Genomic DNA, 15,316 nt, shown 5'->3' with positions numbered 1-15,316 from the left:
CCCGTGCGCTCGACAAGGCTATTCGCATACCGGCAACGGACCGGAAGGTGCAAGCGGCACCAAATGTACGAGACGGGGCACATCGATGAGTATCGGTCAGCAACGAGATCGTCACCGGGATGCGCTGGATAAGGCGCTCACAACACTCAACGAAACGATCAGCGAACTCGGGCTGAGGACGGAGGTCATCGGTCCCGTCACCCTCTTGGTCTCGGGCGAGACACCAATTCCAGAGGACGCCTCCGACCCCATGCCGGTCGCGATGCGAAACATGGCCCGGCCCCTCTCCCAACTGGTCACCCTCCGGAGCATCGAGGGCCAGGTCTGGTGGTGCTGGGTGTGGGGCGGGCCCGAACGCGAGGGCCTCGAGTTCGAGCCGATCGTTCCGATGGAGAAGATCGGCGAGGTCGCCCGCCGGCTGCGGAACGTCGTATCGCTGGCAGACGTATGAGCCCGTATCACCACTTCCCCGTCGACCGTCCGTCGACTGCATCGACCGCACGAAGAGTCGCGGAGACCATCCGCGCTCGAATCGTGCTCGGTGAGTACGAGGCGCGACGACGCCTTCCATCGCAGGCGGAACTCGCGGCGGAGTTCCACACGTCTGGCCGCACCATCGCGAAGGCGGTCGCCGACCTCCGCGAGCGGCGTTACGTATGGACGCTCCCACACAAAGGCAGTTACGCCCGCCCACCAGAGCACTGGCTGGATCCCGAGCCGTCGGAGTCGTGAATGGACGACGAGACGATCTCCTGCGCCCTGGCGAACCTGCGAAGGCGCTTCCCTCACGATCCGGGTTCTCGTGCCGTGCTGAATGCTCGGTGAACGTGGTCTCCGAGGGGGGCGAAAGCCGCAAGAACCGGCAGCGGGCCCGCGTTCACCCAGCATCGCGCTCAAGCCTGTGCGGCGTGTGCCGACAGCGGGGTTCGTCCCTCGGTCTTCTCGACGGGGGACGTATCAGGCTCTATCTGGTCTTCTTGGTCAAACAGCACGTAGGGCCGACGATCGCTCCACTACGGTGGCAGGCGTCCTGATCAGGACGACCCTGCCGCGTCGAGTGAGCGGAAGAGATGACAGAGCAATATCCCGGGGCCGTACCGCCCTCGCCGAACCACCCGCAGACTCCTCCTCCCGCCGCCCCCTACCAGGGCGCTCCGCAGCAGGGTGGCGGCGGGTTCCAGGCGCCGTACCAGAACGCGCCGCACCAGGGCCCCTACCAACAGAACCCGCAGTATCCGAACCAGCCCTATCCGAACGCCCAGCAGCCGTATCAGGGTCCGCCCCAGAACGGGCCGTACCAGAACGCGCCGTTCCAGGGCTCGCCCTATCAGGGGGTGGATGACGGGGAGCGCCGCAGGGCCACCCGTGCCATCGGCATCGGCGCGGCGTTCTTCGTGATCGGGTTGCTGATCACCGTGCTCACGTACTCGCACGCGTCCGGGAGCGGCGGCGGGGTCTACGTCGTCGCCTGGGGCCCGATGCTGTTCGGCGGCATCCGGATGATCATCGGCTTGGTCCTGCTGGCCAAGGCCAAGCGGTAACGAGGTCGCAGGGTCACGTCCGGCCCCGCCCGGGCGTTCGCAGGATGACGACGGACTCGCCGGGGAGCCCGCTCCCGTCCACCTCGGTCGAGGAGGCGAGGAGCACGTCGCCGTCCGGGAGCGGCAGCGGTTCCGGGCCCAGGTTGACCGCGACCCGCAGGTCTCCCCGGTGGATCACGAACCACGACTCGCCGTGCTCGACCGCGACCTCGGTGAGGCGGGGGTCGGTGAGCTCGGGCTCGGCCCGCCGGAGCGCGATCAGCGCGCGGTACCACTCGTACAGCTCCCGGTGGCCCGGTTCGTCGAGTTCGCTCCAGTTCAGGATCGAGGCGCGGTACGTCTCGGGGTCCTGGGGGTCGGGGACGTCCTCCGACGCCCAGCCGTGGTCGGCGAACTCCCGGCGGCGGCCCTCGCTGACGGCCCGGGCCAGTTCGGGCTCCTGATGGTCGCTGAAGTACCGCCACGGCGTGCCGGCGCCCCACTCCTCCCCCATGAACAGCATGGGCGTGAACGGCGCGGTCAGCAGCAGCCCCGCCCCGACCTTGCGCAGCCCCGGGGACAGGCTCGCGGAGATCCGGTCGCCGGTGGCGCGGTTGCCGACCTGGTCGTGGTTCTGCAGGAAGCCGAGGAAGCGGTGGGCCGGGGTCCGGTGCGTGTCGACCGGCCGGCCGTGCGTGCGGCCCCGGAACGACGACCACGTCCCGTCGTGCAGGAAGACCCGGGTCAGCGTCTTGGCGAGCACCGCGGGTGAGCCGAAGTCGGCGTAGTAGCCCTGCCGCTCACCGGTGAGCAGGGTGTGCAGGGCGTGGTGGAAGTCGTCGCTCCACTGCGCGTCCAGGCCGTACCCGCCCGCCTCGCGCGAGGTGACCAGGCGGGGGTCGTTCAGGTCGGACTCGGCGATGAGGAACATCTCCCGGCCCGTCCGCGCGCTCAGCCGGGACACGGACGCGGCCAGCTCCTCCAGGAGGTGCAGGGCGCGCTGGTCCCGGATGGCGTGGACGGCGTCGAGCCGCAGGCCGTCGAGGTGGTAGTCGCGCAGCCACATCAGCGCGTTGCCGAGGATGTACGCGCGGACCTCGTCGGAGCCGGCCTGGTCGACGTTGACCGCCGGGCCCCAGGGCGTCTGGTGCGCGTCGGTGAAGTACGGGCCGTACCTCCCCAGGTGGTTGCCGCTCGGGCCGAGGTGGTTGTAGACGACGTCGAGGACGACCGCGAGGCCGCGCCGGTGGGCCGCGTCCACGAACCGCTTCAGCCCGTCCGGGCCGCCGTACGGGCCGTGCACCGCCCACAGGTGGACGCCGTCGTACCCCCAGCCGTGCCGGCCGGGGAAGGCGGCCACCGGGAGCAGTTCGACGGCGTCGACGCCGAGGGCGACGAGGTGGTCGAGGCGCTCGGCGGCGGCGTCGAACGTGCCCTCCGGGGTGAAGGTCCCGACGTGCAGCTCGTACAGGACGGAGCCTGCCAGGGGCCGTCCCCGCCAGCCCTCGTCCGACCACTTGAAGCGATCATGGTCGTACGCGCGGCTCAGTCCGTGCACGCCGTCCGGCTGCCAGGGCGAGCGCGGGTCCGGGAACGGTCCATCGCCGTCGAGCACGAAGCCGTAGTCCGGCTCACCGGTCCCGGCGCCGACGTCCGCCGTCCACCAGCCGGGCCGCTCGGCGCGCGTCATCGCGTGCCGGGCCCCGCCGGTCTCCACCTCGACGGTCTCGGCGGCCGGCGCCCATACCTCGTACCTCATGCGGCCTCGATCAGGACGGCGACCGGGAGCAGCCGGAGGACCCCGTCGAGCTCCAGGCCGGAGGGGTAGGACTGGTCGGTGAGGACGTCGTGCCAGGAGCCGCCGGGCAGGTCGAGGTGGGTGTCGCTCCAGCCGCCGCGGCGCTCGAGCCCGGCGGGCAGCCGCGTCGCGACGATCACCGCGCCGCCGCGCCGGAACGCCACGGCGTGGGCGGCCGCCGAGCCGGTCACGGGCACCGGCGCGTACTCCCCGTCGAACCAGTCCGGGTGCTCCTCCCGCATCCGGAGCAGGCGGGACGTCAGGAGGAGCTTCTCGCCGTCCAGGTCGGCCGGGGTGGTCCCGGCGTCGAGGTCGGCGAGCAGCTCACGGCGGCGGGCGTAGTCGACCGGGCGCCGGTTGTCGGGGTCGACGAGGGACAGGCCGGTCAGCTCGCAGCCCTGGTACACGTCCGGTACGCCCGGCATGGCGAGCTGCACCAGTTTCTGGCCGAGCGAGTTCACGCGGGCGTACGGGGCGATCCGCCGGACGAACCGTTCGACCTCCCTGGTCAGCGTCGGATCGGACAGCACCGCGTCGGCGTGGGCCAGCACCGCCCCCTCGTACCCCGGGTCCCCATCGGTCCAGGACGTGCGGGTCTTCGCCTCGCGCATCGCCTTGGTGAGGTACTCCTTGAGCCGGTCGGGCGGCAGCGGCCACGCGCCGACGACCGTCTGCCACATCAGGTAGTCCAGGTCGGGTTCCAGGGGACTCTCCGGCGCCCGGGACCGCCAGCGGCCGACGGCGGCGACCCACTCGTCCGGCAGCTCCGACAGGACGGCCAGCCGCGCCCGTACGTCCTCCTGCCGTTTGGTGTCGTGCGTCGACAGCGTGGTCAGGGTGCGCGGCCAGTCGGCGGCGATCCGCGCGCAGTAGGCGTGGAACTCCTCCGGCGACACCGCGAACCTCGCCGGGTCGCCGCCCACCTCGTTCAGCGCGGCCAGCCGCGACCAGCGGTAGAACGCGGTGTCCTCGACGCCCTTGGCGGTCATCGGCGCGGACGTCTGCTGGAACCGTACGACGAACTCGTCCCGCGTCTCGTCCCGGCCGCCCAGGCCCAACACCAGCGGGATGACCCTGTCGAGCAGGTCGCCGTCCGGGAGGACGGCGCGGGCCTCGGCCGCGGCCTGGGCGACGATCTCCAGGGCCTGGGCCGGCGGCTCCTCGCCGGGCACCATGTAGGCGCGGTAGACCGGCATCGCGACCAGCAGCTCGACCAGGACCTCGCGCAACGCTCCGGGGTCCTCCTCCGGCAGGATCCGCGCCAACAGCGCGGTCAGGCGGCGCACCTCGGGGACGAGGATCCGGTCGGCCGCGAATCGCCGGGCGGCGCGCTCGACCTCGGTGAAGTCGGCGGGGCCGCCGGTCAGCGCGGTGTACGCCTCGGTCAGCGGCTTCTCGCCCGCCGGGTCGACGAACAGCCCGCCGACCATGCCGAGCGCGTCGTACCCGGTGGTGCCCGCGCAGGGCCAGTCGGCGGGGAGCGGCTCGTCGCCGGTGAGGATCTTCTCCACGACCACCCAGCCGCGCGGCCGCTCCAGCCGCCGCAGGTACCCGCGCGGGTCCGCGAGCCCGTCCGGGTGGTCGATCCGCAGGCCGTCGATGAGGCCCTGGTCGACCAGCCGCAGGATCACGTCGTGGGTCGCGTCGAACACTTTCGGGTCCTCGACCCGCAGCCCGATCAGGGAGGAGATGTCGAAGAAGCGGCGGTAGTTCAGGTCCGGTTCGCGCCAGTGCACCGCCCGGTAGCGGCCCTGGCGCGGGAAGACGTGGTCGTGGTAGCGCAGCACGTCGCCGTCCGGGCGCGGCTCGTCGTCGGGCGAGCCGAGCACGGGGACCATGACGGCACCCTGCGACCAGTCGATGTCGAACCAGCGGGCGTACGGGGAGTCCGGCCCCTGCCGCAGGACGTCCCAGAACTGCTTGTTCAGGTTCTCCGGCGCGGGGACCGCCATGTGGTTCGGCACGATGTCCACGATGATCGACAGGCCGTGCGCGCGCATCCGGGCCGCCATCGCCCGGAAGGCCCCCTCGCCGCCGAGGTCGTCGGAGATCCGCGCGTGGTCGACCACGTCGTAGCCGTGCGCGGAGCCGGGGGTCGCCTGCAGGATCGGCGACAGGTACACGTGCGAGACGCCGAGCGCCGCGAGGTAGCCGGCCAGTTCGCCGGCCTCGGCGAATCCGAAGCCCCTGCGCAGCTGCAACCGGTAGGTCCCGGTCGGTCGCCTAGACACGACGCAGCACCTGGATGGAGCGGGACTCGACCCGTACCTTCTCGCCGCCGCGGTCCACCGGCCGCTCGTGGTCCTCGTACACCTCGATGGGGGTCGCCGTGTCGAGCACGCCGGTCCACATCCCTCCGCCGGTATCGGGCAGCACGAAGTCCAGGTCGACGTCGGCCGCGTTGAACAGCAGCAGGAACGAGTCGTCGCGGACCGGCTCGCCGCGCCGGTCCGGCTCGGCGATGCGGTCGCCGTCGAGGAAGACCGTCACCGCCTTCGCGTACGGGGTCTGCCAGTCGGCGTCGGACATCGGCCGGCCGGAGGTGGCGTACCAGAGGACGTCCCCCTCGCCGGTCGGGAAGCGGCGGCGCCGGAACACCGAGTGCTCCCGGCGCAGCTCGGTCACCCGCCGTACGAACGCCCGCAGGACCTCGTTCGTCGGGGAGTCGGACCAGTCCATCCAGGACAGCTCGTTGTCCTGGCAGTAGACGTTGTTGTTGCCCCGCTGGGTGCGGCCCGCCTCGTCGCCGTGGGAGATCATCGGCACGCCCTGGGACAGCAGGAGCGTGGTCAGCATGTTCCGCTTCTGCCGCTCGCGCAGCGCGATGATCTCCGGGTCGTCGGTCTCGCCCTCGACTCCATGGTTCCAGGAGCGGTTGTCGTCGGCGCCGTCCCGGTTGTCCTCGCCGTTCGCCTCGTTGTGCTTGCCGTCGTAGGAGACGAGGTCGTGCAGCGTGAACCCGTCGTGGCAGGTCACGAAGTTGACCGAGGCGATCGGGTGCCGTCCGTCGTCGGCGTACAGGTCGCTGGAGCCGGTGAACCGGCTGCCGAACTCGGGCAGCCGCCCTTCCACACCCCGCCAGTAGTCGCGCATGGTGTCGCGGTACTTGCCGTTCCACTCCGTCCACAGCGGTGGGAAGTTGCCGACCTGGTAGCCGCCCTCGCCGACGTCCCAGGGCTCGGCGATCAGCTTGACCTGCGAGACGATCGGGTCCTGCTGCACCAGGTCGAAGAACGCCGACAGCCGGTCCACCTCGTGGAATTCCCGCGCCAGCGCCGAGGCGAGGTCGAACCGGAACCCGTCCACGTGCATCTCGGTCACCCAGTACCGCAGCGAGTCCATGATCAACTGAAGCGCGTGCGGCTGGCGGACGTTGAGGCTGTTGCCGGTGCCGGTCGTGTCCAGGTAGTACTCCGGCGCGCCGTCGACGAGCCGGTAGTAGTTGGCGTTGTCGATGCCCCGGAAGCTCAGGGTCGGGCCCAGATGGTTGCCCTCGGCGGTGTGGTTGTAGACCACGTCGAGGATCACCTCGATGCCCGCCTCGTGCAGGGTCCGCACCATCAGCTTGAACTCCTGCACCTGCTCGCCGAGCTGCCCGGTGGAGGAGTATCCGTTGTGCGGGGCGAAGAAGCCGATCGTGTTGTAGCCCCAGTAGTTCGACAGGCCCCGCTGGAGCAGGACGTCGTCGTGCACCAACTGGTGCACCGGCATCAGCTCGACGGCGGTGATCCCGAGATCCTTGAAGTAGTCGACCATCGCCGGGTGCGCCAGCCCCGCGTACGTGCCGCGCTGCTCCTCCGGGATGTTCGGGTTCAGCTTGGTCAGGCCCTTGACGTGGGCCTCGTAGATGACCGTCTCGTGGTACGGGGTCCGGGGATGGCGGTCGGACATCCAGTCGAAGTACGGGTTGATCACCACGGACTTCGGCATGTGGCGGGCGCTGTCGTCGTCATTGCGGGCGGACGTGTCGCCGAACCGGTAGGAGAACAGCGACTCGTCCCAGTCGACCTCGCCGTCGACCGCCTTGGCGTACGGATCGAGCAGCAGCTTCGCGGGGTTGCAGCGCTGCCCGCCGCGCGGGTCGTACGGGCCGTGCACCCGGTAGCCGTACCGCTGCCCGGGGCCGACCGTCGGCAGGTACCCGTGCCAGACGAACCCTGACGTCTCGGGGAGGTCGAGCCGAGTCTCCTCGCCCTCGTCGTCGAACAGGCAGAGCTCGACCCGGGTGGCCGCTTCGGAGAAGAGTGCGAAGTTCGTGCCGGCGCCGTCGTAGTGGGCGCCGAGGGGGTAGGGGTCACCCGGCCATACGCGTGTCACATGGGTGAGCTTCCCTGCCGTGATCGCCTCACACGCGGATGTTCATGTCGGTTTGTAACGGAACAGGCACGCACGGCACCCCGTATTGCCTGGTCACGCACGGAGCGTTATCTTAGGAGAGCCTTACCTAATGGATCAACCGAGAGGTTCTCCCCCGATGTACGCATGTGTCTGCCACGCCGTCACCGACGATGACGTGCGCGATCATGTGGCGGCGGGAGCCTGCTCGGCCAAGGAGGTCCGCACGGCCTGCGGCATGCGCCCCGGCTGCGGCTCGTGCGTCAACCGGATTCGCGACCTGATCGAGCAGCACTTCGCCGCCGACGAGCGCGGCGAGGCGCTCACCACCGCGGCGGCCTGACCGGCGGGTCGGTCGGCTCCCTCGGCGCTTTCCCATGCCACGATGGTGAAGTATGGAAGGTGACAGGGAGATCATCGGGCTGCTGAACGAGCAGCTCACCGCCGAGCTGACGGCCATCAACCAGTACTTCCTCCACGCCAAGATGCAGGAGCACTGGGGCTTCACGAAGCTCGCCGAACACACGCGCGCCGAGTCGTTCGACGAGATGCGGCACGCCGAACGCCTGACCGACCGCATCCTCTTTCTCGAGGGCCTGCCGAACTACCAGCGCCTGAGCCCGCTGCGCATCGGCCAGAGCGTGCCCGAGCAGCTCCGCTCGGACCTCGCCATCGAGATGGAGGCCGTCGACCGCCTGCGCCCGGGCATCGACCTCATGCGCTCACGCGGTGACGTCACGTCCGCCCGGATCTTCGAGGAGATCCTGGCGGACGAGGAGGAGCACATCGACTACCTGGAGATGGAGCTGGACCTGCTGGAGAAGCTCGGCGAGCCGCTCTACCTCCAGCGCTTCGCCGAGCCTCCGGGCGATTGATCCGGTCGCCCCGAGAGACACCCGGAGCGGCCCGCGCGCTGCCGGACGCCGTGACGGCCGGTGTCACGGCGGCCTGGCGGCTGGGCTGGCAGCCGGCCGACCTCGTGCGCCACGCGACCCGTACGCACGGGAGGCGGGCCGGCCGGATGATGACCGACGCGATCGCCGCCGAGATGCGCGCGTACGCGGCGGCGACCGTGGACGAGCGATGGTCCGGCCAGTTGGCGGCGCTCGGGGCGGCCACCTGGTGGCGGGACGACGACACCTACCTCGCCGAGTGGACGACCCGCAACGGCACCGACCACGCCACAGCCGTCCAGTGCGCCCTGTGGCTGACCGCGCTGCTGCGCACCCTCCCCCGCCTCGAGATGCTCTGCCCGCCGCCGGGCGACGCCCGGCCCCTCGCGGGCTGCGCCGGGGCCTCCCCAGGTGACGCCCGCCGCTCTTCGGGCGGCGCTGGGCCCTTCCCGGCCGACGCCCGGCCCGCTTCGGGCGGCGGCCCCGCCGACCGGCGGATGCTCGACCGGATCCAGGCGCTGCTGGCCAAGGCCGAGTCGACCGAGTTCCCCGACGAGGCGGAGGCGCTGACCGCGCGGGCCCAGGAGCTGATGGCCCGGCACCGCGTCGACGACGCGCTCCTCGCCGCGCGGACCGGATGGGCCGACGACGGACCCATCGGCCGCCGCCTGCCGATCGACAGCCCGTACGAGGCGCCCAAGGCCCTGCTGCTGGGCGCCGTCGCCGACGCCAACCGGTGCCGCGTCGCCTGGAGCAGGTCGCTCGGTTTCGGGACCGTGCTGGGCTTCCCCGCCGACCTGGACGCCGTCGAGCTGCTGTTCACGTCCCTCCTGGCGCAGGCGACGTCGGCGCTGGTCCACGAGGACGGCGACCGCTCCCGCACCCGCGCCTTCCGCCGGTCGTTCCTGGCGTCCTACGCCGTCCGGATCGGCGAACGCCTCGCCGAGGCCGCCGAGGCGGCCGAGCACCAGGCCGCGGCCGAGGCGCCGGGCACGGACCTCCTCCCGGTCCTCGCCGCCCGCGACCGGGCCGTCGACGACGCGATGACCGCGATGTTCCCGCGGCTCACCGGCCATCGGATGAGCGTCAGCGACCGGGCGGGCTGGCTGTCCGGCCAGGCCGCCGCCGACCAGGCCGACCTCAGTGCCCGCAGACCGGTCCGATGACCGTGTCATTTATCGGCACATCTGATCACGATGTGCGACGATCAGCGCTATGGGACTCGATGTCTATGCGGTCCGCCCGGGAGACCCGGCGGTGAAAGGCCACGACACGCTGCAGACGCCCGTGACGTGGGAGTGGGAGGGGCCTGCGGACCTCGATCCGTTCGAGGACGTCCCCCGGGACTTCCCCGAGGGCCTGTTCTGGCCCTCCGACGGCGACTTCACCGGGTTCCGCGGCCAGGTCTACCGGGAGTGGATCAACCGCACGCTCGGGTTTAACCTGTACGAACTGCTCGACCCGGCGCAGGTCCGCGAGCTCGCCGACCGTCTCGACCACTGGCTGGCCGACCTCCGCACCTCCGGCGTCGACAAGGTCCAGCTCGATGACGACACCACCGTCCCGTTGAGCGGCATCGAGGCGCTCGCCCAGTTCCTCCACGCCACCGCCGCCCAGGACCTCTGGCTCTTCCCGGACTCCTGACCGGACCGGCGCTCCATCACTGCTCCTAGTCCTCGATCCTGATACCGAACGCGGACGCCAGAGCCCACACGAGGCTCTGCGCGTCGGCGGACGACACGGTCGCACCGCGAAGACTCTCGACCCCGCCCACGCCTGACAGATCGCAATCCTTGAACCGGGCGTCGATGACCTTCGCCTGAGAGAACTGGGTGCCGGTCAGGCGGCAGTTCTCGAAGAGGACGCCGTTGAGAGTGGCGGCCTGGAAGCTGGCCTCCGTTAGGTCGCAGTCGCGGAAGATCACATCCCGCAGTGTCGACATCCGGAACCGGGCGAGGTTGGCGCGGCAGTCGGTGAACACCATGTCGCGCAGGCTGCAGTCGATCCATGCCAGACCGGTGAGCCTGGAGTTCGCCAGGCGGGTGGTGAACATTCGGCCATCGATGATCTGCAGGTTGGCCAGATCGGAGCGGGTCATCTCGACGTCCTCGAGCCTGGCACGAGGCAGAACCACACCGGGGATCTGAGCATCGGCGAACCGGCACCGGTTCACCTCAACGTCCTCGGCCTGCGTCCCGGCCCAGCCTCCGTCGTACAACTCCAGGGACAACAGCACCTGGTCGTCTCCGAGCGGTTGGTCAGGTACGGCGACGCGTGTCAGCCGGCTCGGGAGCCTGGGAGCGGCCGGCTCGCGAAGCCGAGTCGGAGGACGGGAGTTCGGCATCGCCCGAGCGTACCGACGAACGTCGTCCCCGACGCGGACCGGCGTCCGCTCCGCCCAGGCGACCCCGGAGTGCGGTGCCCCGGGCCTGTCGGTGCCGGCTGCGAGGATGCCGGTCATGGGCGACGACACCGCTGCCATCGCGGAGTATTGGGACGCGGCCGCACCGACCTTCGACGACGAGCCGGATCACGGGCTGAGGGACGAACGGACCCGTACGGCGTGGATGCGGCTCCTGCGCACGTGGATGCCGCCCTGCCCGGTCGACGTCCTCGACGTCGGGTGTGGGACCGGCTCACTGTCCCTGCTGCTGGCGCAGACCGGGCATCGTGTAACAGGCGTGGACCTGGCATCCGGGATGGTCTCGCAAGCCCATGAGAAGCTGAAGGCCGCCGGCCTGCCGGGCCGGTTCCTGGTGGGCGACGCGGCCGCACCGCCGACCGGCGGCGAGGTCTTCGACGTCGTGCTGTCGCGCCACCTGGTGTGGACGCTGCCCGACCCCGAGGCCGCGCTGCGTGAATGGGTGAAACGGCTGCGGCCCGGTGGCCAGCTGGTACTGATCGAGGGCCGGTGGCGTGAGTCCGGGCAGCGTGGAACGCCGTACGTGAGCGGAGCGGAGTTCCTGCCGTGGAACGGCGGGATCGGCGCGCACGACCTGGCCGCCGCCGTACGCCCCCTCGTCGCCGACCTGCGAATCGAGCCTCTCAGCGCACACGCGGACCTGTGGGGCGCCCCGGTGACCGACGAGCGCTACGCCCTGATCGCCCGGCTCTCCGAAAGTCGTGTTTGACGAACCTCCGCGATACGTACGGCCATGTGATCGGCGTTGAGGGCTCGGTGAACCCCATGAGCACGGGCCTCTTACCGGGACGAACCACTCGCCAGCACGAACTTTCGCCGAGCGTTACGCCCGCCCCGAGCTGCATGGAGCCTGTCCCATCCGGGCCGCGGAGTCCTCTGCCGGATCGATCAGCCACTGTGACGTCGAAAGTGATGTGACAGGTCCGGCAAACCGGTCATCGATCCGTCACGGTCGACGGCAAGGTGACCACGACGACGGCACCGTGCCCACGGCGGCGAACGACTGCTCGATTTCGAGGCTCATGGGATCGGCATCGCCAGTTCGGCTGCGCGGCATCGGAACACTAACCGCCGCGGGTCGCGGTCGTAAATGATCGTCGACTCGGGGCCGAATCGCGCGATGGCGGCGTACTCGCGGCGGTACCAGCACCACATCACCAGCCACTGCGAGCACAGGTCCTGGACCTCGGCGAGCTGGGCCGGGGACGGGTCCGCCGGCTCAGGTCGGCGTGGCGGCGGCCAGGCGGATCGGTCGGGCTTGGTGATCAGGATCCCGAGGGAGGCGAGGAGCCGCCGGATCACGACGCCTCCCGAATCTCGGCCAGTTCGACGGTCGTCAGGATGACGCCGGGGGCGGTGATGAGGGCGTGCACGGTCTTGCCGTGATCGGTGTAGATGATCCATCGGGCGGCGGCGTGCTGGTCGACGATGGCCAGGCCGCGCCCGCGTTCGGCGAGCAGGCCGCCGTGCTGCTGGGCGGGCAGGGGCTCGGTGTCGGGGTCGCTGACGGCCAGGTGCGCGTACCGGTCGGTGACGGTCACCTCGACGCCGATCGGCCGGATGTCATCCGGCCAGGAGGGGTGCATGGCCTCGGCTGCGCGCACGGCGTTGGTCGTCAGCTCCGACGCCAGCAGCGCGACCTCGTACGGGTCGTAGGGGTGCCCGGCCACCGCGTCGGCGGCGAAGCGCCGGGCATCGCGTACGGCGTCGCGCCGGACATGGAGTGAAAGATACGCGGGCGCCGGGGCGGGGGGATATGGGGAGCGGTCGGCGATGACCGCGGGATCAGGTGTCACGGGAGATCAACTCTCCGTAGTCATGCCGGGGCGGGCAGGCCCGACGGGCTGAGTAGGTAGCCCTACACTGAACCTTAGGGCCTAAAGTTTCAAGCCCATTCCTTAAGCTTCATAGTTTGAGGCGTATGGCCGTTTCACGAGAGGGGGCGGAATGACGGTCGATACCATCGCCCCCATGCCAGAACGTCGCAGCCCGACTCTGCGCCGACGTCGCCTGTCCGCCGAGCTCAGACGCCTACGCGCAGAGAAAAGCCTGAGCGTCATCGAGGTCGCCGAGCAGGCGAACTGGTCCGAGGCGAAACAACGCTGGATCGAAGACGCTCAGTGGGTGCGGCCCAACCCGCGCGACGTTCAGGACCTGCTCGACATCTACGGCGTCACCGACACCCGCGAGCGCGAGGAACTCCTGCGCTGGGCGCGCGAAGGCCGCCAGAAAGGCTGGTGGCACGCCTACCGCGAGATGCTGTCCGAGCGGTACTCCACCTACATCGGTCTCGAGGCCGAAGCGGCCGAGGTGCTCACCTTCGAGCTGGCGGTCATCCCCGGCCTGGCGCAGACCGAGGCGTACGCCCGCGCTCTCATCAAGGAAGGGCCAGCTGAGATCGACAAGGCGGAGATCGAGAAACGCGTTGAGATTCGGGTCGAACGCCAGCAAATTCTGATCGCCGACGATCCAGTGAGCCTGCAGATGGTCATCGATGAGGCGGCTCTGCATCGACCGGTGGGCGGCCCGAAGGTCATGCGTGAGCAGATCCAGCGGCTGATCGAGCTGGCGAACCTCCCGCACGTGATCGTCCAGCTCCTGCCGTACGACGCCGGCCCGCACCCGGGCACCGGGGGACCTTTCACGATCCTGTCCTTCGAGGGCGATCCCGCCGCCGTCTACGTCCCGACGATCGCGGGCGAGCTTCTCATCGAGGAAGCAAAGGACGTGAAGCGGTACGAACGTGTCTTCCGTCGTCTCATCGGGAAGGCTCTGAGCCCAGAGGCTACGATCTCGAAGCTGGCCACCGAGGTAGCCGGAACCTGACCGCCCACTACTAGAGAACGTGCGCCCATGGACTCACCCCGAGACGTGACCCACGAGATCGACTGGCGCAAGGCGTTGCGCTCGCAGCAGCAAGACGCCTGCGTCGAAGTCGCCGTCGTCAACAGCTGAGCAGCGAGGAAGCCCCCGCGCCGTCGGCCGGGGGCTCTCTGCGGCCTAACTCGACTCACCGACGAAGGCATGTCGCCCCTGCAGGATCGATGTCACGATGCGATCCCTGGCGAATACTGCGTTCTAGCAGCAGCATCCGCCAGTGATCAGCACGACTGGATGACGGGGAGCCTGCACGCGATTTCGCGTCGAGCGGGGAGGGCTCCGGGGCTATTCGTCTGTCAGGTCGTGGCGGAGGCGGGTGACCAGCGCCTGCAGCCGCTGGCGCATGTCGCTCGGTTCGAGCGTGGGGCTGATCGTGCCGTGAGTGGGCACGACCCGCGTGAACGCGTGGCGGCTGAGCCGTTCGAGTGAGTCGACCTGGACGGTCCATGAGTACCAGCACATGTACGGCTCCGCGCCGAGATCATGTTGGATCCAACCACGCAGTGCCGCGGTGAACCGTGGCGAATCGATGAGCACGTTTCCGGCGGCGCCCTGCACGACGAAGGCGTTGCCGCCTGCGTTCTCCGGCCGCGCTTTCGGGGTGACGCCGGTCGCCGCGAGCCATGACGACCGACCTAGGGCCTGTCTCAAAGGCAGGCCGGCCATTCATTGCTAGCGGCGTCCGCCGTACTCGCGTTCGATGCCGTCCAGGATCCAGGTAAGGCCCTGCTGGAAGTCCTCCTGGGCGTGGATCCCCGCATCGAGCACCGGCTTCAGGTGCGGGAACCGCCCGTCGGCCAGGAGGCTTCGCACATAGGGCTGTTCCTCGATGCCGCCCAGGGCGCCCGTTTCGCCTTCCGGGCTGTGGTGCGCGCGGAGCGTATAGCCGAGCATGTAATGGTCGATGGCCGTCACGATGGCCAGCATCTCGCGCGGATCGTCGGTGAGCCGACTCGCGGCCGCGAAGACCTGCTCGGCGTGCATAAGCCCGTTGGGCCCGACCCGTGGCGAACGCCCCACGAGTTGGAACAGCCACGGGTGCCGCAGTCCGGTCTCCCGTTCCTTGTCGGCGATCCGCCGGAGCGCCTCGCGCCAGTCGGCGGGCAACTCTCCCTCGATCAGCACCTCGGCGGCCACCTCGTCGTGCATGAGGTCGAGGAGGTCCTCCTTGGCGTCGATGTGCGTGTAGAGGCTCATGGCACGCACGCCGAGCTCGCTCGCGATGCGCCGGATCGAGACGGCGTCCAGTCCCTCGGCGTCGGCGATCGCGATGGCGGCAGCCACGATCGCCTCCCGGCTGAGCTTGGGCCGGCGCCCACCGCGAGGGCGGGACCACACCGGCTCGGTGGCGCGTTTGCGGTCGCCGGCGCGCTGGTAGCGCTCGGGTGTCCCGGACGGCCGGTCCCCATCGATGGTCATACCCGAATCCTACCCGTACATCGTACGGCGCTACCGAGACGGTGTACGT

Annotated in this window: 17 protein-coding genes; 9 read left to right on the top strand and 8 right to left on the bottom strand. The window is 70.0% G+C overall.

Annotated elements, in window-relative coordinates:
- The first annotated feature begins 85 nt into the window (after nt 1–85).
- From ABD978_RS12670 to ABD978_RS12665, 3 genes are all read left to right on the top strand, one after another.
- Nucleotides 86–451, top strand: a complete 366-nt coding sequence (locus ABD978_RS12670; RefSeq protein WP_345353287.1) for a hypothetical protein — start codon at nt 86–88, stop codon at nt 449–451.
- Entirely contained in the window at nt 448–732 is a 285-nt protein-coding gene (locus ABD978_RS43855; protein WP_364407665.1) for a GntR family transcriptional regulator, read from the top strand. Before ABD978_RS12670 ends, ABD978_RS43855 begins: the two co-directional genes overlap by 4 nt.
- 338 nt (nt 733–1,070) lie before the next feature.
- Nucleotides 1,071–1,541 carry a hypothetical protein gene (locus ABD978_RS12665; protein WP_345353286.1) on the top strand — a complete coding sequence of 157 codons (471 nt, stop codon included), beginning with the start codon at nt 1,071–1,073 and terminating at the stop codon, nt 1,539–1,541.
- A gap of 13 nt (nt 1,542–1,554) precedes the next feature.
- Here the strand turns inward: ABD978_RS12665 and treZ are convergent, their stop codons facing one another.
- From treZ to glgX, 3 genes are read right to left on the bottom strand one after another with little or no spacing between them, the layout of a single operon-like run.
- Complete coding sequence (treZ, locus tag ABD978_RS12660) at nt 1,555–3,279, bottom strand: malto-oligosyltrehalose trehalohydrolase (protein ID WP_345353285.1); 1,725 nt, start codon at nt 3,277–3,279, stop codon at nt 1,555–1,557.
- The gene (gene treY / locus ABD978_RS12655) at nt 3,276–5,549 is read right to left on the bottom strand and encodes a malto-oligosyltrehalose synthase (RefSeq protein WP_345353284.1); all 2,274 of its coding nucleotides are present in this window, start codon (nt 5,547–5,549) and stop codon (nt 3,276–3,278) included. The genes treZ and treY overlap by 4 nt, the downstream gene beginning before the upstream one ends.
- Complete coding sequence (gene glgX / locus ABD978_RS12650; RefSeq protein ID WP_345353283.1) at nt 5,542–7,635, bottom strand: glycogen debranching protein GlgX; 2,094 nt, start codon at nt 7,633–7,635, stop codon at nt 5,542–5,544. The genes treY and glgX overlap by 8 nt, the downstream gene beginning before the upstream one ends.
- A gap of 157 nt (nt 7,636–7,792) precedes the next feature.
- On the opposite strand from glgX, the gene ABD978_RS12645 reads away from it, so the two are divergent.
- Genes ABD978_RS12645 through ABD978_RS12630 form a run of 4 tightly spaced genes read left to right on the top strand, consistent with a single transcriptional unit; the run spans nt 7,793 to nt 10,190 of the window.
- Nucleotides 7,793–7,996, top strand: a complete 204-nt coding sequence (locus ABD978_RS12645) for a (2Fe-2S)-binding protein (protein ID WP_345353282.1) — start codon at nt 7,793–7,795, stop codon at nt 7,994–7,996.
- 52 nt (nt 7,997–8,048) lie between these two features.
- Complete coding sequence (gene bfr, locus ABD978_RS12640) at nt 8,049–8,528, top strand: bacterioferritin (RefSeq protein ID WP_345353280.1); 480 nt, start codon at nt 8,049–8,051, stop codon at nt 8,526–8,528.
- Nucleotides 8,525–9,712: a DUF2786 domain-containing protein gene (locus tag ABD978_RS12635; RefSeq protein ID WP_345353278.1), complete on the top strand. Its 1,188-nt coding sequence runs from the start codon at nt 8,525–8,527 to the stop codon at nt 9,710–9,712. The genes bfr and ABD978_RS12635 overlap by 4 nt, the downstream gene beginning before the upstream one ends.
- Nucleotides 9,713–9,761: 49 nt before the next feature.
- Complete coding sequence (locus tag ABD978_RS12630) at nt 9,762–10,190, top strand: hypothetical protein (RefSeq protein ID WP_345353276.1); 429 nt, start codon at nt 9,762–9,764, stop codon at nt 10,188–10,190.
- A 25-nt stretch (nt 10,191–10,215) separates the two neighbouring features.
- On the opposite strand, the gene ABD978_RS12625 is transcribed toward ABD978_RS12630, so the two are convergent.
- The gene (locus tag ABD978_RS12625) at nt 10,216–10,782 is read right to left on the bottom strand and encodes a pentapeptide repeat-containing protein (protein WP_345353274.1); all 567 of its coding nucleotides are present in this window, start codon (nt 10,780–10,782) and stop codon (nt 10,216–10,218) included.
- Between the two features lie 223 nt (nt 10,783–11,005).
- On the opposite strand from ABD978_RS12625, the gene ABD978_RS12620 reads away from it, so the two are divergent.
- The gene (locus ABD978_RS12620; RefSeq protein WP_345353272.1) at nt 11,006–11,677 is read left to right on the top strand and encodes a class I SAM-dependent methyltransferase; all 672 of its coding nucleotides are present in this window, start codon (nt 11,006–11,008) and stop codon (nt 11,675–11,677) included.
- Nucleotides 11,678–11,988: 311 nt separating this feature from the next.
- Here ABD978_RS12620 and ABD978_RS12615 read toward each other — a convergent pair whose 3' ends face one another.
- On the bottom strand, nt 11,989–12,270 hold the full coding sequence (locus tag ABD978_RS12615; RefSeq protein ID WP_345353270.1) for a hypothetical protein: 282 nt from the start codon (nt 12,268–12,270) through the stop codon (nt 11,989–11,991).
- A complete protein-coding gene (locus ABD978_RS12610) occupies nt 12,267–12,764 on the bottom strand; it encodes an ATP-binding protein (RefSeq protein ID WP_345353268.1) in 498 nt (165 codons plus the stop codon). The genes ABD978_RS12615 and ABD978_RS12610 overlap by 4 nt, the downstream gene beginning before the upstream one ends.
- Nucleotides 12,765–12,939: 175 nt before the next feature.
- Between ABD978_RS12610 and ABD978_RS12605 the strand changes: the two genes are divergently transcribed.
- On the top strand, nt 12,940–13,794 hold the full coding sequence (locus ABD978_RS12605) for a helix-turn-helix domain-containing protein (RefSeq protein ID WP_345353266.1): 855 nt from the start codon (nt 12,940–12,942) through the stop codon (nt 13,792–13,794).
- Nucleotides 13,795–14,133: 339 nt separating this feature from the next.
- On the opposite strand, the gene ABD978_RS12600 is transcribed toward ABD978_RS12605, so the two are convergent.
- Complete coding sequence (locus tag ABD978_RS12600) at nt 14,134–14,310, bottom strand: hypothetical protein (protein ID WP_345353264.1); 177 nt, start codon at nt 14,308–14,310, stop codon at nt 14,134–14,136.
- A 210-nt stretch (nt 14,311–14,520) separates the two neighbouring features.
- Nucleotides 14,521–15,267, bottom strand: coding sequence for a TetR/AcrR family transcriptional regulator C-terminal domain-containing protein (locus ABD978_RS12595; protein ID WP_345353262.1), 747 nt, complete (start codon nt 15,265–15,267; stop codon nt 14,521–14,523).
- Nucleotides 15,268–15,316 lie beyond the last annotated feature (49 nt).

It is taken from the genome of Actinoallomurus liliacearum, from assembly GCF_039542035.1.
Taxonomy (GTDB): domain Bacteria; phylum Actinomycetota; class Actinomycetes; order Streptosporangiales; family Streptosporangiaceae; genus Actinoallomurus; species Actinoallomurus liliacearum.
Note: the sequence above shows the minus strand (reverse complement) of the source record. Positions and strands in the feature narration are given on the sequence as shown.

What these genes read in the sequence shown, in the direction of transcription:
- ABD978_RS12605 (WP_345353266.1), top strand. Translation starts at nt 12,940, where the DNA reads ATGCCAGAACGTCGCAGCCCGACTCTGCGCCGACGTCGCCTGTCCGCC.
- ABD978_RS12620 (WP_345353272.1), top strand. Translation starts at nt 11,006, where the DNA reads ATGGGCGACGACACCGCTGCCATCGCGGAGTATTGGGACGCGGCCGCA.
- treZ (WP_345353285.1), bottom strand. Translation starts at nt 3,279, where the DNA reads ATGAGGTACGAGGTATGGGCGCCGGCCGCCGAGACCGTCGAGGTGGAG.
- ABD978_RS12595 (WP_345353262.1), bottom strand. Translation starts at nt 15,267, where the DNA reads ATGACCATCGATGGGGACCGGCCGTCCGGGACACCCGAGCGCTACCAG.
- bfr (WP_345353280.1), top strand. Translation starts at nt 8,049, where the DNA reads ATGGAAGGTGACAGGGAGATCATCGGGCTGCTGAACGAGCAGCTCACC.
- ABD978_RS12670 (WP_345353287.1), top strand. Translation starts at nt 86, where the DNA reads ATGAGTATCGGTCAGCAACGAGATCGTCACCGGGATGCGCTGGATAAG.
- ABD978_RS43855 (WP_364407665.1), top strand. Translation starts at nt 448, where the DNA reads ATGAGCCCGTATCACCACTTCCCCGTCGACCGTCCGTCGACTGCATCG.
- ABD978_RS12630 (WP_345353276.1), top strand. Translation starts at nt 9,762, where the DNA reads ATGGGACTCGATGTCTATGCGGTCCGCCCGGGAGACCCGGCGGTGAAA.
- ABD978_RS12665 (WP_345353286.1), top strand. Translation starts at nt 1,071, where the DNA reads ATGACAGAGCAATATCCCGGGGCCGTACCGCCCTCGCCGAACCACCCG.
- ABD978_RS12600 (WP_345353264.1), bottom strand. Translation starts at nt 14,310, where the DNA reads ATGTGCTGGTACTCATGGACCGTCCAGGTCGACTCACTCGAACGGCTC.
- ABD978_RS12645 (WP_345353282.1), top strand. Translation starts at nt 7,793, where the DNA reads ATGTACGCATGTGTCTGCCACGCCGTCACCGACGATGACGTGCGCGAT.